The 16,589-nt window shown below is 59.1% G+C and carries 20 protein-coding genes; 7 read left to right on the top strand and 13 right to left on the bottom strand.

Annotated elements, in window-relative coordinates:
* Positions 1–83: 83 nt before the first annotated feature.
* A complete protein-coding gene (locus VK804_RS02925) occupies positions 84–1,283 on the bottom strand; it encodes an autotransporter outer membrane beta-barrel domain-containing protein (RefSeq protein WP_325367708.1) in 1,200 nt (399 codons plus the stop codon).
* Positions 1,284–1,676: 393 nt separating this feature from the next.
* Between VK804_RS02925 and VK804_RS02920 the strand changes: the two genes are divergently transcribed.
* Complete coding sequence (locus tag VK804_RS02920) at positions 1,677–2,297, top strand: hypothetical protein (RefSeq protein ID WP_325367644.1); 621 nt, start codon at positions 1,677–1,679, stop codon at positions 2,295–2,297.
* Positions 2,298–2,357: 60 nt separating this feature from the next.
* Here the strand turns inward: VK804_RS02920 and VK804_RS02915 are convergent, their stop codons facing one another.
* The 3 genes from VK804_RS02915 to VK804_RS02905 all read right to left on the bottom strand — a co-directional run bounded on the left by VK804_RS02915 (position 2,358) and on the right by VK804_RS02905 (position 6,386).
* Positions 2,358–3,302, bottom strand: coding sequence for a peptidylprolyl isomerase (locus VK804_RS02915; RefSeq protein ID WP_325367642.1), 945 nt, complete (start codon positions 3,300–3,302; stop codon positions 2,358–2,360).
* A 69-nt stretch (positions 3,303–3,371) separates the two neighbouring features.
* Positions 3,372–4,667, bottom strand: coding sequence for a hypothetical protein (locus tag VK804_RS02910; protein WP_325367640.1), 1,296 nt, complete (start codon positions 4,665–4,667; stop codon positions 3,372–3,374).
* 456 nt (positions 4,668–5,123) lie between these two features.
* Entirely contained in the window at positions 5,124–6,386 is a 1,263-nt protein-coding gene (locus VK804_RS02905) for a hypothetical protein (RefSeq protein ID WP_325367638.1), read from the bottom strand.
* A 418-nt stretch (positions 6,387–6,804) separates the two neighbouring features.
* Between VK804_RS02905 and VK804_RS02900 the strand changes: the two genes are divergently transcribed.
* Positions 6,805–7,926, top strand: coding sequence for a helix-turn-helix transcriptional regulator (locus VK804_RS02900; protein WP_325367636.1), 1,122 nt, complete (start codon positions 6,805–6,807; stop codon positions 7,924–7,926).
* Positions 7,927–8,030: 104 nt separating this feature from the next.
* Here the strand turns inward: VK804_RS02900 and VK804_RS02895 are convergent, their stop codons facing one another.
* The 3 genes from VK804_RS02895 to VK804_RS02885 all read right to left on the bottom strand — a co-directional run bounded on the left by VK804_RS02895 (position 8,031) and on the right by VK804_RS02885 (position 10,983).
* Positions 8,031–9,119 carry a helix-turn-helix transcriptional regulator gene (locus VK804_RS02895; protein ID WP_325367634.1) on the bottom strand — a complete coding sequence of 363 codons (1,089 nt, stop codon included), beginning with the start codon at positions 9,117–9,119 and terminating at the stop codon, positions 8,031–8,033.
* A 388-nt stretch (positions 9,120–9,507) separates the two neighbouring features.
* Positions 9,508–10,422, bottom strand: coding sequence for an alpha/beta hydrolase (locus VK804_RS02890; protein ID WP_325367632.1), 915 nt, complete (start codon positions 10,420–10,422; stop codon positions 9,508–9,510).
* Between the two features lie 105 nt (positions 10,423–10,527).
* Positions 10,528–10,983, bottom strand: coding sequence for a VOC family protein (locus VK804_RS02885; protein WP_325367630.1), 456 nt, complete (start codon positions 10,981–10,983; stop codon positions 10,528–10,530).
* Between the two features lie 236 nt (positions 10,984–11,219).
* Here VK804_RS02885 and VK804_RS02880 point away from each other — a divergent pair, with 236 nt between their 5' ends.
* Together VK804_RS02880 and VK804_RS02875 are read left to right on the top strand one after the other, a co-directional pair.
* The gene (locus VK804_RS02880; protein ID WP_325367628.1) at positions 11,220–11,726 is read left to right on the top strand and encodes a hypothetical protein; all 507 of its coding nucleotides are present in this window, start codon (positions 11,220–11,222) and stop codon (positions 11,724–11,726) included.
* A gap of 242 nt (positions 11,727–11,968) precedes the next feature.
* Positions 11,969–12,319, top strand: coding sequence for a cupin domain-containing protein (locus tag VK804_RS02875; protein WP_325367626.1), 351 nt, complete (start codon positions 11,969–11,971; stop codon positions 12,317–12,319).
* Positions 12,320–12,553: 234 nt separating this feature from the next.
* On the opposite strand, the gene VK804_RS02870 is transcribed toward VK804_RS02875, so the two are convergent.
* Positions 12,554–12,802, bottom strand: a complete 249-nt coding sequence (locus VK804_RS02870) for a PilZ domain-containing protein (RefSeq protein WP_325367624.1) — start codon at positions 12,800–12,802, stop codon at positions 12,554–12,556.
* 240 nt (positions 12,803–13,042) lie between these two features.
* Positions 13,043–13,339, bottom strand: a complete 297-nt coding sequence (locus VK804_RS02865; RefSeq protein WP_325367622.1) for a hypothetical protein — start codon at positions 13,337–13,339, stop codon at positions 13,043–13,045.
* 437 nt (positions 13,340–13,776) lie between these two features.
* Here VK804_RS02865 and VK804_RS02860 point away from each other — a divergent pair, with 437 nt between their 5' ends.
* The gene (locus VK804_RS02860) at positions 13,777–13,947 is read left to right on the top strand and encodes a hypothetical protein (RefSeq protein ID WP_325367620.1); all 171 of its coding nucleotides are present in this window, start codon (positions 13,777–13,779) and stop codon (positions 13,945–13,947) included.
* A 105-nt stretch (positions 13,948–14,052) separates the two neighbouring features.
* Here the strand turns inward: VK804_RS02860 and VK804_RS02855 are convergent, their stop codons facing one another.
* Together VK804_RS02855 and VK804_RS02850 are read right to left on the bottom strand one after the other, a co-directional pair.
* A complete protein-coding gene (locus VK804_RS02855; RefSeq protein ID WP_325367618.1) occupies positions 14,053–14,292 on the bottom strand; it encodes a hypothetical protein in 240 nt (79 codons plus the stop codon).
* Positions 14,293–14,402: 110 nt separating this feature from the next.
* On the bottom strand, positions 14,403–14,555 hold the full coding sequence (locus tag VK804_RS02850; RefSeq protein ID WP_325367616.1) for a hypothetical protein: 153 nt from the start codon (positions 14,553–14,555) through the stop codon (positions 14,403–14,405).
* A gap of 221 nt (positions 14,556–14,776) precedes the next feature.
* Here VK804_RS02850 and VK804_RS02845 point away from each other — a divergent pair, with 221 nt between their 5' ends.
* Both VK804_RS02845 and VK804_RS02840 read left to right on the top strand, forming a co-directional pair.
* Entirely contained in the window at positions 14,777–15,736 is a 960-nt protein-coding gene (locus VK804_RS02845; RefSeq protein ID WP_325367614.1) for a Ku protein, read from the top strand.
* An 18-nt stretch (positions 15,737–15,754) separates the two neighbouring features.
* Positions 15,755–15,991 (top strand): hypothetical protein, encoded by a 237-nt coding sequence (locus VK804_RS02840; protein WP_325367612.1) that lies wholly within the window; start codon positions 15,755–15,757, stop codon positions 15,989–15,991.
* 16 nt (positions 15,992–16,007) lie between these two features.
* On the opposite strand, the gene VK804_RS02835 is transcribed toward VK804_RS02840, so the two are convergent.
* Both VK804_RS02835 and VK804_RS02830 read right to left on the bottom strand, forming a co-directional pair.
* Positions 16,008–16,172 (bottom strand): Flp family type IVb pilin, encoded by a 165-nt coding sequence (locus tag VK804_RS02835; protein ID WP_325367610.1) that lies wholly within the window; start codon positions 16,170–16,172, stop codon positions 16,008–16,010.
* Positions 16,173–16,281: 109 nt separating this feature from the next.
* Positions 16,282–16,589, bottom strand: a 308-nt coding sequence (locus VK804_RS02830) for a hypothetical protein (RefSeq protein ID WP_325367608.1), incomplete at its 5' end; no start/stop codon positions are given.

Below are 16,589 nucleotides of genomic sequence, written 5' to 3'. Positions count from 1 at the left end.
AGATTTAACGCCTGCGTTGCGGTTGCAACTTCGCTAATTTCGGCCACCACTCGCTTGGCTTTCATTGCCGAAATGAGAGAACTTCACCACTGCTTGCGGAAGTTGACGTTGGCCGAGCCACCGGTCATGCCCTCGCCGAAGCGGACACTGCCCGACAATGCCATCGAATAGCCTTGGCCAAAATCGAGATTGAGCGCGGGATCGAATTCGCCACGGATCTTGCCTTGATCGGTCGGCGCGTTCGGCGACATCGGATCGGCGGTCGTCGGCGAGCCGTCGGCGACGACATTGCTATAGACAAGCCCCTTGAGCGAGAACTCGGCGTTGACGGCGCCCATCACCCAGGAGACACCGGACCGTGCGCCGCCTTGCAAGCGCAGCGTGTTGCCGTCCGACAGGCCATTGAGGGCGGCATTGGCGCCATACATCGTCCGGGTGAAGGAATAGCCGGCGGTCGGCTCGACGAAGACGTTGGACGCTAGCTGCTGCTTGTATTGGATGTTGCCACTCGCGCCGGCATTGGTCAGGTTCACAGGCAAGGGCGGCGGAGCGCCGACCGTCTCCGTCGTCATCCGCAGGAAGTCGAACTTCACGGTCGTATCCACCGAGAAGCCGCCTTTCACATATGTTGCATAAACGCCAACCCCCGGTCCCTCCAGTCGGGTGTTGGTCGGCGTCCCGGCGTAGGTAACATGCGTGCCGGTCCAGCTCCCGACCACGCCTGCGACCAGCGCGTCATCGCCGGCCGCGAGTGCCTTCCAGGTCGCGTCGACGCCGATCTGGCTGGCGTAGGTCGAGCTGGAATGCGCGGAGTCGGTGGGCGAGGTTGGATCGTCGTGCTCCCAGTCGCCGAGCCCTTGCGTCCACGCGGCAAAGCTCGGACCACTTGTCGTCGGCGACGGCAATGGTGCGGCCTTGGTGTAGACAGGCGAGGCGAGCGGGTTGGACGATTGCGACTGGCTTGCATAGCCCATCGCTCCGAAAGGTCCATCGAATGCGGACTCGGAATAGCCGGTAATGGTTGAGGTTGTTCTCTGCCCGCCGAGCGTGCCCTGAAGCTGGTCGCGGCGGCCTTGCAGGACCTGCTCTACGCCGAAGAATGAAAGCTGCTGATCGCTCGCGGCGATGTGGTTGAAGCTTTGATTGAGATTGGCCCGGCAAGTGGCCGGAAACCGACCGACACCAATGGCGGAACAGATAGCCGGGCCTATCGGGACCGAGCCTGCCGGGCAGGTGCAGCCCGCGGCCAATTGTGCCGACGCCGGCGAGGGCGCGATGGCCACCAGCAAGGTCAAAACGCCGAGAGCGAAAAAGCTGCGAAATATGCCCCTGAGCAAGCAGTGCCCCCGCTGTGAAATGCGCTTTTGACGCAGAGGCGCGGAAACGACCCCACGTCGAACAGCTTTCTTCGGAAACATTGCGGCGGCCGGCATCACCCGTTCGGGTGAGAGCGTGCGATTCTCTCCCGGTGTGACTTTTCAACAAGCTGTCCCGGTCGCCTCGATTATCGTTGGTACCTCCGGGATCGGCGCGCCACCCGTGCCCTTACCGTCGACCTTCGTGGGCTTGTCGTTGTTGGTGTTATCGAGCTCCGTCCCTGGTTGGAAAGAAGAAAACAAATAGCCGCCGCCGGAATTTCGGTCCGCGTCTGCGGGCATCACTGGCCGGTATCGCCTATGGTTTTGGGGTTGTCCTTAGCGTTTGTGGTAGTTGTCGTCGTCGAGCCGGCGCTGTCCGTCGTCGTTCTGTCGCCCGATTTCGTGTCTGCTTGTTCGACAATTGACGACCGGGGCACCACCGGGAGAGCCACCTCCGCTGCTGCTGCTGACCGGGCCCGCGCCGTCTTTCGCGCCCTTCCCCGCCAGCAGCGTGTGAAAGGCGCCGTTTTCGTCAATATATCCGAAGGATCCATTTGGCCCCTCGACGAGCGTGCCGCCGCTATTGGCTACCTCGACGGCACCTTCGGTGTAAACGGGGCCGATGAGGCATCCGTTTCTGGTTGCGACCCCGGAGGGGGCCCACTGCCGGGTCCGGGGCCACCAGGCGGTGGCGGTGGTGGAAGCTGGTTATTTCCGTCGGTGTTGGCCTGTTTGACTTTGTTGAGGTTGAGCAAGCGATTGACGTTAGCGTGCGATAGCCGCGAACCGTTGACGGTTGGCCTCACCATTCCCGGCTTGACGACGACGACGTTCGATCTGTTCACGACCGAGGGCACCACCTTCGGCCGCACCACGGGCACCTCAACATGCACATTGGCGGCCGTGGCTGCGGAGGAAAGCAACAATGACAGCGCGTAGGTCGATAAAGTTGTCGACGTTAGAAGACCTTTGTAGCGCATCGTAGGCTCCTTCGGTTTGTCATTTCTTGTCGGTCTTCGTAGGGGAAGCTTTTGCGTCGGACGCGTCCTTCGATTGCGCGTTCGCGAGGTCGAAGAGCTCGATTTTGGCGCCCTCGTGCAACTTTGCCACGTATGCGGCCTGCGCCTTGCGGATAACGAAGGCTTCGAGTTGCGGCTTGATCTGATCGAAAGCTGGCATCTTTCTGTCCCGCTTTTCCTCGACCCGGACCACCTGCCAGCCGGCCTTGGTCTTTATCGGGTCGGAGATCTTTCCGACATCCAGGGCGAAAACCGCGTTGCCGATATCCGGATCGAGTTGCCCCCGGCTTACGAAGCCGAGGTCACCGCCCCTCACCGCGCTGCCGCCTTTTGACACTCTCTTGGCGATCGCTGCGAAATCGCCGCCCTTGTTCACCTCGTCGATCGCTTGCCTCGCCGCGTCTTCGGTCCCGACCAGAATATGGCGGATCCGCACTTCTTGCTGGCCGTTGGTCGCCTTGGTGGCATCTTCGTAAGCTTGCTTCAGGGCCGCGTCGGTTGTCGCGGCTTCGCTTTGCCTGGCGAGCAACGTATCCATCGAAAGGCGGTCGAGCGCGAAAGCTGCCTGCTTTTTGAACGTGTCGGTGCCCCGTAGTTTCTTGCCATCGGCGGCATTGGCGGCGAGTTTGAGATCGATCAGGAAGCCGATGATATTCTGACGCCTGGTTGAGGCGTCCGTCTGCGCGGCGGGAGCGCCGAGTTCCTCATTCGCCAACGCCACGTCGCTTTCATGGATCTCCGCGCCGTTCACCTTGGCGACGACGGGGTCCGTCGTCTCCGCCCGCAACGGCTGGATGGACAGTTGATGGGTCGCAAAAAAACAAAACGCGAGCGCGATCAGCGTCCGCATGTTGGCGGCTACGGGAAACAACGTCGGCTTGTACCTAGTCCAAGCGGTCGGCACCAAAAGAACCTTGTGTCGCATGGCACTACCTCAGGATTTTCAGTTTCTGTTTTCCGGACGCAAGCGAGGCACTGAGAGCTGCCACTTGTGCTAGTTCAACAAACGGCAGCTCTTTTGCGCATCGCCCAAGCTAATTCGATGACCAAATGGATAGTCCTTGCCAAACGCATCGCGCACGACGAAGTAGCGACGAAAAGCAGGCTCTCTGTCGCTGAGATGCGACAGAAATTCGAAGATCAGGTCTTCCTTGAGATAATAGCTTTTGTCGCGATACATTCCGCTCAAGATGCCGTCGAAAAACGACCACGAGCCTGGCTCAAGTGCCATGGACCAATCGGATCGATCAGAGCTTGCCTCTCTGGCTACTCGATCGATCTCCGAAATTTCGCGGGTGAGTTCGAGCTCCTGCATATTTACACGGCGTGGCCTGTCGTCTTGAGAACGAAGTCCAAGGCGTTCTAGGCGGCGAGCATTTTCCCATTCCAATTCGCTTCGAATAAGCCGCTCGGCTTCGGGATCAGGACCCGCAACGCCTTTGCATTCTAGAAGCTCGGCCAAGAGTTGCTTTTCCTTTGTCGCAAAATTGGCGCCGCTACTGAGTTTTCGATAGATCCGCTTTCGGTTGAGCTCCGTCAAGGCCATGCCCAAGCGTGCGTTGGGCAAAAAAGTCATAGTCCTATAGTCGATATTCAGCGTGCCCTTGCCGAGATTCCTCGGATCGAGATAAGGGCTTACGGGACTGCCCTCTGGAAATATCAAGTCTCGATATACTCCTGTGCGCCCAGAGGTCGCCAGGAAATGTCGGTAACGCCTGCCTTCCTCGGCGCCGCGGGGAAACGTGTCGAAAACCGAACCGTAGAAGCCTGGCCAAAGCGGATAAGAGTCGAAAATCGGTCGCGGATCCGAGCCATGGCATCGCGCGCAGTTTGTTGCTTCGGAAGCAAGCTGCTCGTTCCGGCGCTGGGCGATGGGAAGCAGGTAGGACTTCGGCTCAAACCTCGCGGTACGGTCGTCAAATGACAAGATTTCGAGCAGATCCGAACCTGGCTTTTGCTCGTCGCCCGTGAAAGTCAGAACCAATCGAGCGTCGTTTGTAAATAAAATAACGCGCGGATAGTCGGGAGATATACTGCCGTGGAATGGGCTGCGACTGTCGTAGACGAAGGTGAAATTCTTGCGCAGTTCGGCCGGCAGGAGCGGGATCAGTTCGCGAATTGAGTCGACAGGCCTGCCCGCTAGGGGTTTCGCCCGCAACAAATCCTCAAGCGCCGCTTCGCCGAAGTTTGCATCTCCTGCCGATGCAGTCCAGCACGCCAGACTCAACACGAACGCAAGAAGGATGAGCGCGCGATGACGTACCGGAAATCCTTGCCCGCGCACCATCATGATAAGGTTGCAATGGGTTACTTTGGCCCAGCGTTGTTCAACACGGGGTCCACGGGGCCTATGCCATTCACCATCGGCTTGCGACCCGCTGCCCTCCGATCTATCGACGACTTCGGGGTGCCGTTTCTCGGCGTGATTCCGTGTAACGTCGGTCCCATCCCCGTCTTCGGTGTCGTTGTGCTTATCTTTGGTGTCGTTACATTTGGCGTTGGCGTTGTTACCTTGACGACCGCCTTCAACAAATCAGGATTTGTCGACGGCTGCCCGAATCCACCGGGCATCGCCTGAACGTCCGCGACGCTCGCTGGTAGCAAGAAACAGATCGCCGAAACCATCGTCAATTTGCCGGACATGATTATTCTCCGCTGGTCTAATGAGTTGCTGCGTCAATTCAGTCCCAGGTCATCTTGGGAAGAGACCGGTGCTCACTCTTCCGAACCCGATATCCATCTGATGTCACTTGCCGGTGTCGCCTTCGGTCTTGGGGTTATCGTCAACACCTTCAGTAGTAGTTGTCGTCGTCGAGCCGGGGCTGTCCGCCGTCGCGCTGCCGCCCGATACCGTCTCTGCTTCTTCAACGGTATTTACGGGCGGGCCGCCACTGGGACCGCCACCTCCGCCTCCGCCTCCGCCTCCACCTCCGCCACCACCTTCGCCTTGGCTTGGAGCGGCGTGCCAGCCTGTGTCATCGACCCACGAACCGTCGGGAAGGACTTCCATCACGCTCTCGCTGGGCATGAACTGTTTTGATGATCCAGCGCCGCCGCCAGTGCTTCCACCAGTATCCGCAGGCTCATTATTGGCTGAAGTTGTACTCGCAGGCGCGTCGTTGGCGAGGCCCGATATAGTCGTTGCCTGCTCGGCGGTTAACGGCGTACCTAGATTGGATGTTGCAGGGCCGCCGCCAGAGCTACCGCCGTTCGGCGCGGGCGCACCAGCATCAAACGCCTCTGACCCAAGCTGAAGGCCGGCGTTAAGTTGTTTCTGAAATGCCGCCGTTTGCTTCTGAGATGCCGCCGCTTCCGCCTGATACTGGTCGTACTTTGCCGCTGCCAGATTGACCGTGTTTTCCATGCCGATCGGACCCATAATATAGCCTTCTTGATCGAGGTCTTGTAGGACGGTGTTCGCTGCTTTAGTGATCTTGAGGATGGGCCCAAAAACCGGAGCTGTCGCCTCGTGGACAAGGGTCTGAACGTCCGCCCACAATTTACCCTTGGGAAGCTTCGAAGCGCCTTCTTTATTGGAGCAGCGGACGTCTCGGCCGGTCGTATCGCACTGGGTCGGGGAACTCCAGTTCCGAAGGAGCCAATACGGCACCTGCTCGACACCAGTGCCTGCTTGTACTGTGGCCAGTGTTGGAGAGGAATTGCCGGCCTTCTCGCCGGCAGTCGCGACGGGCGGGCCGGCCTTTGCGCCATAAACCGCAACGCCCGGGGAAGATGACGGACTGCCGGCCTTGACGCCATAAACCGCAACGCCGGGAGATGGCGTATCGCTGGATTTGCCTTGCAGCACACGCCTGGTGTTATTGCGCAATACCGAACGGCTGGTGGTCGGCCTCATGACGACCGTTGGCTTGACCACGACGGAAGGGGGTTTGACACTAACGGTCGGCACTTGAACTTTGGTGTTGGCCCCAAGGCACGTCGAGGAAAGGAGCAGTGACAGCGCAAGTGCGGTCAGGGCAGTCGACACCAGATCCCGCTGTCCAGGCATGTGTCTTTCTCCTCTTTTTTAATCGATCCTCAGCGCCGCACGTCCCGGCAAATTCCCAAGCTTGCCTTTAACTTCGTCGATCGAGGCCGGATGTCGGTCCGTCAACTTCCCAGTGTGCCAGAGCATCTCTTCTTTTCCTGTTTTCAAATGACCCGCGTAGATCGAACCGATCTTGAAATGCGGCCCGATAATGGAAACAGAGCGGAAAATGCGCCGTTTTCGTCTTGATGGACTTGGACCATCACTTGCATCTTAAGCAGCGACCGTCATCACCCGTTCGGGTGAGAAGATTCGACCCCTGCGCGTGTATTGTGCGCGAGTCCCAGTTTTGGCCAGGCATCAGCTAGCCTGCGGATAGCAGACTGGCGATTTTCTAAAAACGCTTCCGGGCGAAAATGGAATTGTTGGGGGTTGCCTCATGTTAGAGTCGGAATCGCTGTCGATGGCGATCGGCTTGATTTACGACGCCGCCCTCGACTCCAGGCTCTGGCCGGCGGCCCTTGAGGGCATCCGGGATTTCGTCGGAGGCTTTGCCGCCAACTTCTTCTGGCAGGATGTGTCGAAGCAGGATGCCGGCACTTTTCATTGCGTCGGTATCGAGCAGTCCTATCTGACGTCGTATTTTTCAGAATACGCCAAGATCAATCCACTCTATCCGGCCGCGGCATTCCTCGACACCGGCCAGGTTTTCGAGGGCGACGATATCGTTCCTTGGCCAGAGATGGTGCAAACACGATTTTACAAGGAATGGATGCAACCGCAGGCCATCACCGGTTCGCTCGCGGTCAACCTCGAAAAAAGCGTCACCGCCGTTGCTGCGCTTGCGGTCCTGCGTTGTGAGCAGAACGGACCCATCGATCTGGATACCAAACGGCGAATGAACCTGATCGTCCCTCACATGATACGTGGGGCGTCGATCGGCCAATTGATCGGCCAGCGATCTCTTGAACGGGCAGTGCTGACCGATGCGTTCAACTCGCTTGCTTCGGCGGTGTTTCTGGTCGAGGCGAGCGGCCGTATCGTCTTTTCCAACGAGCCCGCGCTCAAGCTTTTGACGGCCGGTTTTGTCAAGGCGGTCGGCGGAATTCTGCGCTTCGCCGAGTCGGAGGCCAACCGCTTTCTTCGCCAGGCGTTGCTCAGTGCCGCAGAACAGGCGCGGCAGGACACGAACGGCACCGCTATCGTTCTAAATGTGCAGGAGAGCCGCCGATGGCTCGCACACGTGCTGCCTTTGACCTTCGAAGCCCGTCGCGCTTCCGGTCTGGCGGATTCAACCACCGCCGCGGTGTTCCTGCGAGAGGCTGCGTTGAATATCCCGTCTCCAATCGAGAACCTTTCAAGGTCTTACAATCTCACCGCAACCGAGACGAAGATCCTGTTGGCTGTCGTGGAGATTGGCGGTGTGCCGAAGATTGCCGCATCACTTGGAGTCTCGCAGCAGACTGTGAAGACTCACCTCAAGAAGGTATTCGGAAAAACGGGGACGAAGCGTCAGGCCGAGCTTGTGAAGCTTATGGCATCGTTCGCAAGTTCCTTGTAGCGGCGTGCGAGCAAAAGCTGATTTGGTGAGCGCTCGCTGGACGTTTTCGCTGTTCTCATGATCCCCAATACGCTCGGCCTCGGTGACGGCCGATCGCGCAGATATCAGGCGTCGTTCGCGAAGCCGGGCGGCCGGAGCCCATTCAGCAACGCGACCACGTCGGACTGCCGGCTATAGCCGGTCTTGGCCAGTACGGCATTGACGTGTGTGTGGACCGTGTTCGTAGATGTGCCGCTTTCCGCAGCTATGACCTTCACCGTTTGGCCGGCGGCCAAGCCGCGGGCGACGCGCGCCTCGGCGGGAGTTAAATCAAAAAGGGATCGTATCAGTTCGACCGACGGAGCCTCCGGCCTGGTCACGGGTGTGAGCATCAACATCGCGGCGCAGCGGGAAAATACGTCGCGCGCCGAACCTCGGATGGGCACAACATGCGCAATCATCGCGGAACTCTTATTGCGGAGGGGAAACGATCGCACACTCGGGGCGTCATCTTGATCCGTCATCGCGATGGCGTCGCGCAACAACGCGTCGGCGCACGCATCCATCAGCGCGATCTGGTCCTTCGCGCGCCACGCGATGAAGCCGCTCAGCGTTTCGATCAACTGGTTCGCTGCGAGGATTTTTCCATTATCTGCGAACACGAGCGCAGGAATGCCAAGCAGAGCGAATACCTGGCTGGCGGCCCGGGCTCGCTCCAATTGCATGCGAGCCGCGACAAACGAGGCCCTGGCCAAATGACAGTGCACCTCGTTGAGGGTCTCAAGCACCGCGGGCGAGGCCGATCCTTGATCATATGCCCGTTCCAACGCGATCACCATGTCATCGCCTGTCGGCAGCGCTATCGCGGTCGCTGAGGCCCACCCCATACCGCGGGGGTGCAACAGGTCCCTGTAGGCCGGATCACTGCGCCTTTCTTCAGGCGTATAGAGGATGCTGTCGGATATGAAGCCAGTCTGTTCCGCGCGCAGTAGCCGGTTGAAGCGTTCCGATCGTGTGATCCATCCGCTCTCCATCAAGGGCCTCAAATCATTTCGCGCCTCCTTGCTTGAAGCGGACCAGTGAACGGCGCTTCCGTTCGAGATACATAACCAGCCGGACAGCGCGCCGCCGAGGTGGGCCAGTTCCGCGAGAATCTCCGGCCAAAGGTCAGGTACAAAAGCGCATTCGTAAATTCGGTCAACTAAGCGGGACATTGCATACCCTGTTCCGCTCCTCTGACCGTCCTTACGGCAAGGACAATAGTGCAAAGCGTGCACGACAGGAATCTCGACCAACAGCCCAGCCTATCATCCAACTTCGACATTGCAATACGGACACCCGCATCTCTGATGACGGTCAAAGACTAAAGACATTGAAAACCAGGGGTTGTCTGCTTCGGGTCGAAACGCTGACTTCAGGGCGTATCCGAGCCAGGTCCGTTCTTTCCCCAACAACAGAGATGCGGAGACATGTCCGAAAGGCGCCCAACAGCGGTAGTCGCGAAATTATTCGATGACCTCATCGACTTGGGCGAGCAACGTCGCGGGCACCATGAGGCCGAACGCGAGTCAGCTCAAGCGCGTGGCACAAGGTACGGATTTGTCAGTCCGAGTGTCTGGCCAAGAAGGTGAGAATGAGCCCTGCAATCTCGTCGTTCTTCTCATCCAAAGCGAAATGGCCGGCATCGAGCAGATGGATCTCGGCATTTGGCAGATCGCGCTTGAAAGCCTCTGCCCCAGGAGCAATGAACGAGGGATCGTTCCGTCCCCAGATCACCAAAGTCGGCGGCTTGTGCTGGCGCAACCACGCTTGCCACGCCGGATATGAGGCGACGTTCGTCCGGTAATCGTAGAGCAGAGCGGCCTGGATCTCGTGTTGCCCGGGTTTCGACAGATGGGCGTATTCGTCAGTCCAGGTATCGGGGTTGTAGCGGTCGGGGTGCGAGGTGCCCAGCGTGTGACGCTGTTCGGTCGCGGCTCGCGATACAAAGGCATCGAATACTTCAGGATGCGCTGTTGGATCGGCCCAATACTGCGCGATGCCAGCCCACTTTGCGCCCAGGCCTTCCTGATAGACGTTGGCATTCTGGACGATGAGAGCCTGCACCCGCTCCGGATGCGCCAAAATGATGCGGAAGCCGACCGGCCCGCCGTAATCATGGAGGTAGTAGCTGCATTTGCCGATCTTCAGTTGCTCGAGGAGATCACCAATCGTCTTCGCCAACTGGTCAAAGGTGTAAACATAAGAGGATGGTGGCGGGGCGTCACTCTGACCGAAGCCTGGGAAGTCCGGCGCTATCAGATGATAATGTGTGGCGAGCAAGGGAATGAGCGTGTCGAACTCGCGCGAGGAGGAGGGAAACCCGTGTAACAGGACCAGCGTCGGCGCGTCTTTCGGGCCGGCTTCCCGATAGAAGACCCCGACGCCATCAATCCTCATGCTGTAATAGGTCGTTGTAACAGATGTGGACTCAAGCGAAGCAGCCTGCGCAGCATCACCGACGATTGGAGTTTTCATCACCCTCCCCGCATTCCCGTAACTACAGTCGTGAAGCGACTGCTTTGGTATGTTCGTTCGGTGCCAACAACGGAAGTCGCGAGGGTATTCGATCACCTCGTCGGTTTAGCCGTAAGCGACGCCCGTCCTGCTTTGCCCAACTTCTATAATATAGCCATCTGGATCGCGAATGTAGCAGCGCGTCTCGCCGTACTTGTCCTTTGGCTCCGTGATAAACTCGGCTCCCCGGCTTCGCCATAGATCATAGCAGGCTTGAATATCGGCAACGCGGATATTCATGAAGCTGTTGACTGAATCGGGGTTGGCGGGGACGCTGAGCGTTACCGATGGCTTGTCGGGCGTCGGGCCGCCCCCGACGTTGACAATGAGCCACGTGTTCGCGATCTGGATGTAACCCGGCGCGCCCTTGCTATCGCCTCTGCTCAGAATGGGACTACCGAAGACCGTTTCGTAAAATCGAAGCGATCGCTCGATGTCGGCGACGGTGAGAAAGTGTGCGACGGTAATGCCCTCCTGCGGCGGCATCTGATAGCTTTTCTGCTCGACCTGTACTTGGTTCATGGATGACTCCAATTCGGACATGGCAAATGAACTGAGGGAGGCAGGTGGGGAAGTCGTCCCGCGCTCACCAAGACGCGGGACGGCAATTCCATCCTGCAACGCAGGATATCACGTTCCGATGCGAATTTGGGCCGCTGCGAAAATCAAATCAGGCCACCGGGGGATGGAGTGGGCCATGACTTCCGGTCTGGATTATTGCAGAATTGACAAAAGCGACTTCATCGGAGGATCCGGTCATGCGGGCGCAAATCTGCTTTAATGTCAGCATCGTCTTCAGTTTCGTTGCTTGGGGCGTCGTTGCCGGCAGCGTGATCTGGCCGGACCTGCGCCGCCGAGGCCGCAACGAAGCCTTGCGGCCGCTGCTCATGTTTCATTCCTTCCGCTTCGTCGGCCTGTCGTTCCTGGTCCCCGGCGTCGTGTCCCCCGATTTGCCGGCGATGTTCGCCGAAAGCGCCGCCTACGGCGATATCGTCGCCGCGGCGCTCGCGCTGTTGACGCTGGCCTTGCTGCCCAGCAAGCCTGGCATCGTCGCGGCCTGGGTATTCAACCTGTGGGGCCTCGCCGATATCATTCATGCCAATTACGAAGGCATTCGTTTGGGCGTCGAGGCCGGTCAATTGGGCGCTGCCTACTTTCTCCCAACCTTTATCGTGCCGCTCTTTGTGATCACGCACGGACGCATGTTCTGGCTTCTACTGCGAAACGAAAACGCCGTGCCGGCAGCGCCCGCGCGGCTCGCCTGAACCAACAAGCTGAGAGGGTCATCAAAGCGCGACGGGGTGCTGCCGGGCCAGGGCTAACGTCCGTTCAGGGGTCAACGACGGTCCTGCCGACCCCGAAACGCGACTTCCGTTCTACCCCCGAGACCGGGCATCGCCGACCAAGCCGGCCATGTGTGCCAACATCGGAAGAACACCGTTCACGTTGCGATGCGTCGCAGCGTGGGATTTACTGGCGGCCGCGGCAGTTATTGAGGGAGGTCGATATGAGCCAAGGGCAGTCAATTCGGGACGCCAGTCATCTTTACGAAGTGGAGCGTCGCGTTCAGCACGCCGCGCGCCCCGGTTTTCGCATTATGGAGTTGCAGCTCTCGCCGACGCAGACGGTGCCGTGGCACAGCCACACCAATATCACCGATACTTTTTACGTTTTGGAAGGCCACATGAGGCTGTTCTTGCACGACCCGAAAGAGGAAGTGAATCTGAAGCCCGGCGAAACCCACGCAGTCAGGGCAGCGCGACCTCATCTAGTGACCAACGGCGGCACCAAGTCACTCACGTTTTTGGTTCTTCAGGGAATCGGTGACTACGATTATGTTCCTCTCACATCACGTTAGGCGCCTCGCCTAATGCGCCACCCATTTCCGAAACTTAAGGCTATGCCCAATCCTGAAAGCATCATGCTCTAGCTGTCCGATATCGGCCAGACTTGCTGGCGCCTGCGGTCGAGTTCGTCCAGGTATCGGCTGTGGCGCCTGCCGGCGAAAACGATCATTCCACATGCCGATAAAATGGCCAGGCCCCAGATCATGACCCTGTTCCCCAAAAATATCGATCGCGCCCTTGACGCGTCAGCCCTGAAAGATCGCACCGATGTAGCGGCCGCGTGACCACTTCACCTGGCAGGTCTGGACGTTCTTGAAATTGTCGAGCGTAATCTTGAAGGTGGAGGCGATGACGTCCTGGTCGTTCAGCCTGAGGCCAACGCCGGCGTCGCTGACGTCGCGCAAGGCGCAGGTCAGGATACCGCGCTGCTGATCGGAGAAGATCAGCGCCCCGCTCGTGGTCTTCAACCGCTCTACCTGCCGTCGCTCAGCCATCGGCGTTTCCGCTCCATCGGGGACAAGAGCACCGCAAGCAAAATCGGCGATCCGATTACGCAATTGGCCCTGTCCGATCGGAGATTAACGAGTGCTGAATTTTCTTCAACGAAAGCTGCCCGTTAAGCTGAACGATCAAGCTTAACACGGGCCCTTCCCGGCTGACGGACGCACGCCGACGCGGCCGGTCCGGCAGCGCCCAGGCAGCCGGGAAGATGCGACGGTCCTCGATTGGCGGTGTCAGCGAGTCGTTGCGCCCGGTGAAAAAATCATCGCGATATCGACGACCTTCAGGGCAGCCCAACGTTCGGCCGTAAGCTGAGCCGAAGCGCGCTGAAACATCAGTCCTGGCAGCCAGCCATTATCATCGCACAGGCAAGACCCGGTGAAGGCCATCGGCGCCGGCGTCTCGAACCTGATGTGCTGGATCGCCGCATGGAGTTCCATCGGCATCCCCAACAATCCGGCACTGGCTCCCTGGAAACCGGCGATCAGTGCCGCGACGGCCACGGCCGCCAGAATCGAAATTTTACGCATGTTGATCCCCCCTGATCCCGAAGGAAGCTAAAGGCCAGGATTTGAAATTTCGAACGGTTTTGTCGTTCAAATCGATTCAAATGCCGCAGGTACTGGAGATGAATCGTTTACCATGCTGGCCATGTTGCGAGGCGATGGACAGGGACCTCCGTCAATACTGGATTCATGAGCGGCGATCTTGTTTGATCCCCGTCGGCCAGACTAAATCGTTCGCTTGCGCCTATTCTCCTTCAGGGAAACTCCCATTTTCAGGGCCTTCTTCCGGATCGTCGATACCGGCCGCCTCAACTTGGCGGCGGCGGTTTCAATGGAGGCTCGTTCCGAGGCCATTTGCAGGAGCAGCCGTTCCTCCTTGAAGGAAAACCGGCCTGCCTTTTGACGCTTCACCATTCGATCGCTCCCGAGCCAGCCGTCGAACGGTCGAAGGAAAGTCCAATATGGAGGTTCATGAAAATGATTGTTCAACGTTATTGCGGCCCGACCTCAAATACGAGCCGGAAATGCAGCTGATGATCAAACCCGAAAGCTATTTTCTCGTTTTCGTCGAGACGGTAACCGTGCGATCTGCCCAGAATGTGGACGATCGCACAAAACAAAGCGCCCGCTAAAACCGATTCAAACCCAACTTTTCGCCATTATGCCTGGAAAAAACGACGGCATAGCCGGCCTTGCTGATCGCCCATTAAAACCCGGCTCGTTCGGATAAACAAGCTTCATTTCAGAATTTCAGACGGAAGCGACATCTCTGGCACGCGTACGTTCTTCCTCGCAACTTCTGCTGGTGCGACGCCGTGCAGCGCGAAAACTTCCAGCCAGTGCGACGCCGCTGAAATAATCACTGCGAAAAGTGGCGTTGCGCGCGTGCTATCGTCGAACGTGAACTCGTTTGCGGCCTCCGAAGCAGCCAGCTGAGCCAACGTCTTGAGAGCTTCGATGCGGCGCCACGAATGCAAACTTACCTTCGAGCAAAGTCGTCAAATCGCTGGGTTCCAATCCGGAACCGAAGACCTGACAAAATTGGCTGTTGCACAACCCTGCGCCGACCTTCCGGCCTGTTCGTCCCTCAGACGCGGAAGAACACGAACCAGACCACCCCCAGGATCAGAATAGCGAGCCCGGTCGAGACGGTGAGCAAGGCAAGCACCGACGGCCCGGGCTCGGCCTGGCGTGCCTCCGTCGGGGTTTCGACGATCTGGTCGTGCCGCCTGGTAGCCATGGTGCCCTCGATTTCCCTGGATGTTCGCAAACGCCTCTGGCGTATCCGACAACGCGTGAGTTCTCTCGATGTTCCGGATTTGCCCGATATCACGGTGCCTTGCCCACCCATGGCCGCGTTACGGTTAACGCCGTTTCGAGATTCCCCGCCCCGTCAGCTTTGAAACCTCCTTGCCCGGTGGTATTCTTGATGGTCGTCTGTTGCGTCAGCCGGAGTATCCCATGGCCCCCCGCGCCAACTGGAAGGGCTTTTTGCGCCTTTCGCTCGTGACCTGTCCGGTCGCCCTTTTTCCGGCGACCTCGGATACCGAAAAGGTCTCCTTCAACCAGATCAACCGCAAGACCGGCCACCGCATCAAATACGCCAAGGTCGATGCCGACACCGGCGAGGAAGTCGCCAACGAAGACATCATGAAGGGCTACAAGGTCGACACCGACACCTATATCGAGGTGACCAAGGACGAACTCGACGACATCGCGCTGGAATCGACCCACACCATCGACATCGACGAATTCGTGCCGAAGACCGAAATCGACAGCCGCTACCTGATCCGCCCCTATTACCTGGTGCCCGACGGCAAGGTCGGCCACGACGCCTTCGCGGTGATCCGCGAAACCATCCGCAGCATGAACAAGGTCGCAATCGGCCGCGTGGTGCTGACCAACCGCGAGCACATCGTGGCGCTGGAGCCGCTCGGCAAGGGCCTGATGGGAACGCTGCTGCGCTACCCCTATGAGGTGCGCAGCGAGAACGAATATTTCGACGACATCCAGGACATCAAGATCACCAAGGACATGCTGGATCTCGCCAAGCACATCGTCGAGCAGAAGTCCGGCGAATTCGAGCCGGAAAAGTTCGAGGATCACTACGAATCCGCGCTGACCGATCTGATCAACCAGAAGCGCGCCGGCATTCGCCCGGCGGCGAAGGCAGCCCCAAAGACCGGCGGCAACGTCATCAACCTGATGGACGCGCTGAAGAAGAGCCTCGCCAACGAACGGCAATCCGCGCCTGACGCCAAGGCAAAGGGCAAGAAGCCGCGCAAGGCCGCCGCCGGCCAGCGCGAGATGCTGCTGCCGATCAGCGGCAAGCGCGCGGCCAAGGAAGAGACCAGGGTGCAGGAGCCGAAGAAGGCGGCGAAGCCGATACGCGCGCCTGCCCGATCGAAGAAGGCCGGATAGTGCCAGCCGCCGCCTGAGATGCCCTGGTCGGCGCCGTTCGGCGAACCGATCCGCCTGCGCGGCGGCCGCAGCCTCTCAACGCTGCAGGATGCCGCCGACTACATCATGAAACTGCCTGACGACGCGCAGCGGCAGGAGCGCTGGCAGGTCGCGGTCGAGAACCTGATCAACGCCGCGGAGACCGGCGGCGGATGGCTGATGTTCGCACGGATCGCGGTGCTGCGGGCGCTGAACGGAGATGACCGGGCGCGATGACCGCGGCTCCCCGCCGCTATTTCAGCGACGAATTCACCGAGGTGAATTTGCCGTTCAGCGTGGTGCCGATCCCGTTGACGGCGACGACGATCACGATGCTGATGCCGGCCGCGATCAGGCAATATTCGATCGCGGTAGCGCCGGATTGATCCGCCAGGAAGTTTGAGAACAGCCGTCGCATCCGAAAACTCCTGTCGAGGCTTTCTGGGGGATTCTCCCGCGCCCGTTCCGTGTGCGCAACCTAAATCGGATTGGTTGCCGGCGCGTCGACAAACAGGCTGAATGTTCGGTTAAGCCGGCCATCCGCCCTGGTCGGTCTTGCCGGGCGGCCGACGCGCCGGCGCGAGCCCCTCGCGGGGCCGGATGGGGGTTACGCGCCCCCGGATTGCTGATTGAGATGCAAAACCGTATGGCAGAGCTTCCGGGAAATACCCCGCGCCAGCTTTACCAACCATCCGATTCCTGTTCCAACTAGCCCCGCATAGGCCGAGCCCAACATCGGCCATTTCCTGGGAGGGATCGGCATGAAGCTCGGCACCGCGATCGCGGAAATCATGAAACGCGAGGGTATCGAAATCCTCTGCGGCTATCCGGTCAA

This window comes from Bradyrhizobium sp. (assembly GCF_035484855.1).
In the GTDB taxonomy this organism is placed as follows: Bacteria; Pseudomonadota; Alphaproteobacteria; order Rhizobiales; family Xanthobacteraceae; genus Bradyrhizobium.
Note: the sequence above shows the minus strand (reverse complement) of the source record. Positions and strands in the feature narration are given on the sequence as shown.

Excerpts from the sequence above, each read along its gene's own strand:
- VK804_RS02920 (WP_325367644.1), top strand. The coding sequence starts at position 1,677 with ATGGTTTTGGGGTTGTCCTTAGCGTTTGTGGTAGTTGTCGTCGTCGAG.
- VK804_RS02915 (WP_325367642.1), bottom strand. The coding sequence starts at position 3,302 with ATGCGACACAAGGTTCTTTTGGTGCCGACCGCTTGGACTAGGTACAAG.
- VK804_RS02910 (WP_325367640.1), bottom strand. The coding sequence starts at position 4,667 with ATGATGGTGCGCGGGCAAGGATTTCCGGTACGTCATCGCGCGCTCATC.
- VK804_RS02905 (WP_325367638.1), bottom strand. The coding sequence starts at position 6,386 with ATGCCTGGACAGCGGGATCTGGTGTCGACTGCCCTGACCGCACTTGCG.
- VK804_RS02900 (WP_325367636.1), top strand. The coding sequence starts at position 6,805 with ATGTTAGAGTCGGAATCGCTGTCGATGGCGATCGGCTTGATTTACGAC.
- VK804_RS02895 (WP_325367634.1), bottom strand. The coding sequence starts at position 9,119 with ATGTCCCGCTTAGTTGACCGAATTTACGAATGCGCTTTTGTACCTGAC.
- VK804_RS02890 (WP_325367632.1), bottom strand. The coding sequence starts at position 10,422 with ATGAAAACTCCAATCGTCGGTGATGCTGCGCAGGCTGCTTCGCTTGAG.
- VK804_RS02885 (WP_325367630.1), bottom strand. The coding sequence starts at position 10,983 with ATGAACCAAGTACAGGTCGAGCAGAAAAGCTATCAGATGCCGCCGCAG.
- VK804_RS02880 (WP_325367628.1), top strand. The coding sequence starts at position 11,220 with ATGCGGGCGCAAATCTGCTTTAATGTCAGCATCGTCTTCAGTTTCGTT.
- VK804_RS02875 (WP_325367626.1), top strand. The coding sequence starts at position 11,969 with ATGAGCCAAGGGCAGTCAATTCGGGACGCCAGTCATCTTTACGAAGTG.
- VK804_RS02870 (WP_325367624.1), bottom strand. The coding sequence starts at position 12,802 with ATGGCTGAGCGACGGCAGGTAGAGCGGTTGAAGACCACGAGCGGGGCG.
- VK804_RS02865 (WP_325367622.1), bottom strand. The coding sequence starts at position 13,339 with ATGCGTAAAATTTCGATTCTGGCGGCCGTGGCCGTCGCGGCACTGATC.
- VK804_RS02860 (WP_325367620.1), top strand. The coding sequence starts at position 13,777 with ATGGAGGTTCATGAAAATGATTGTTCAACGTTATTGCGGCCCGACCTC.
- VK804_RS02850 (WP_325367616.1), bottom strand. The coding sequence starts at position 14,555 with ATGGCTACCAGGCGGCACGACCAGATCGTCGAAACCCCGACGGAGGCA.
- VK804_RS02845 (WP_325367614.1), top strand. The coding sequence starts at position 14,777 with ATGGCCCCCCGCGCCAACTGGAAGGGCTTTTTGCGCCTTTCGCTCGTG.
- VK804_RS02840 (WP_325367612.1), top strand. The coding sequence starts at position 15,755 with ATGCCCTGGTCGGCGCCGTTCGGCGAACCGATCCGCCTGCGCGGCGGC.
- VK804_RS02835 (WP_325367610.1), bottom strand. The coding sequence starts at position 16,172 with ATGCGACGGCTGTTCTCAAACTTCCTGGCGGATCAATCCGGCGCTACC.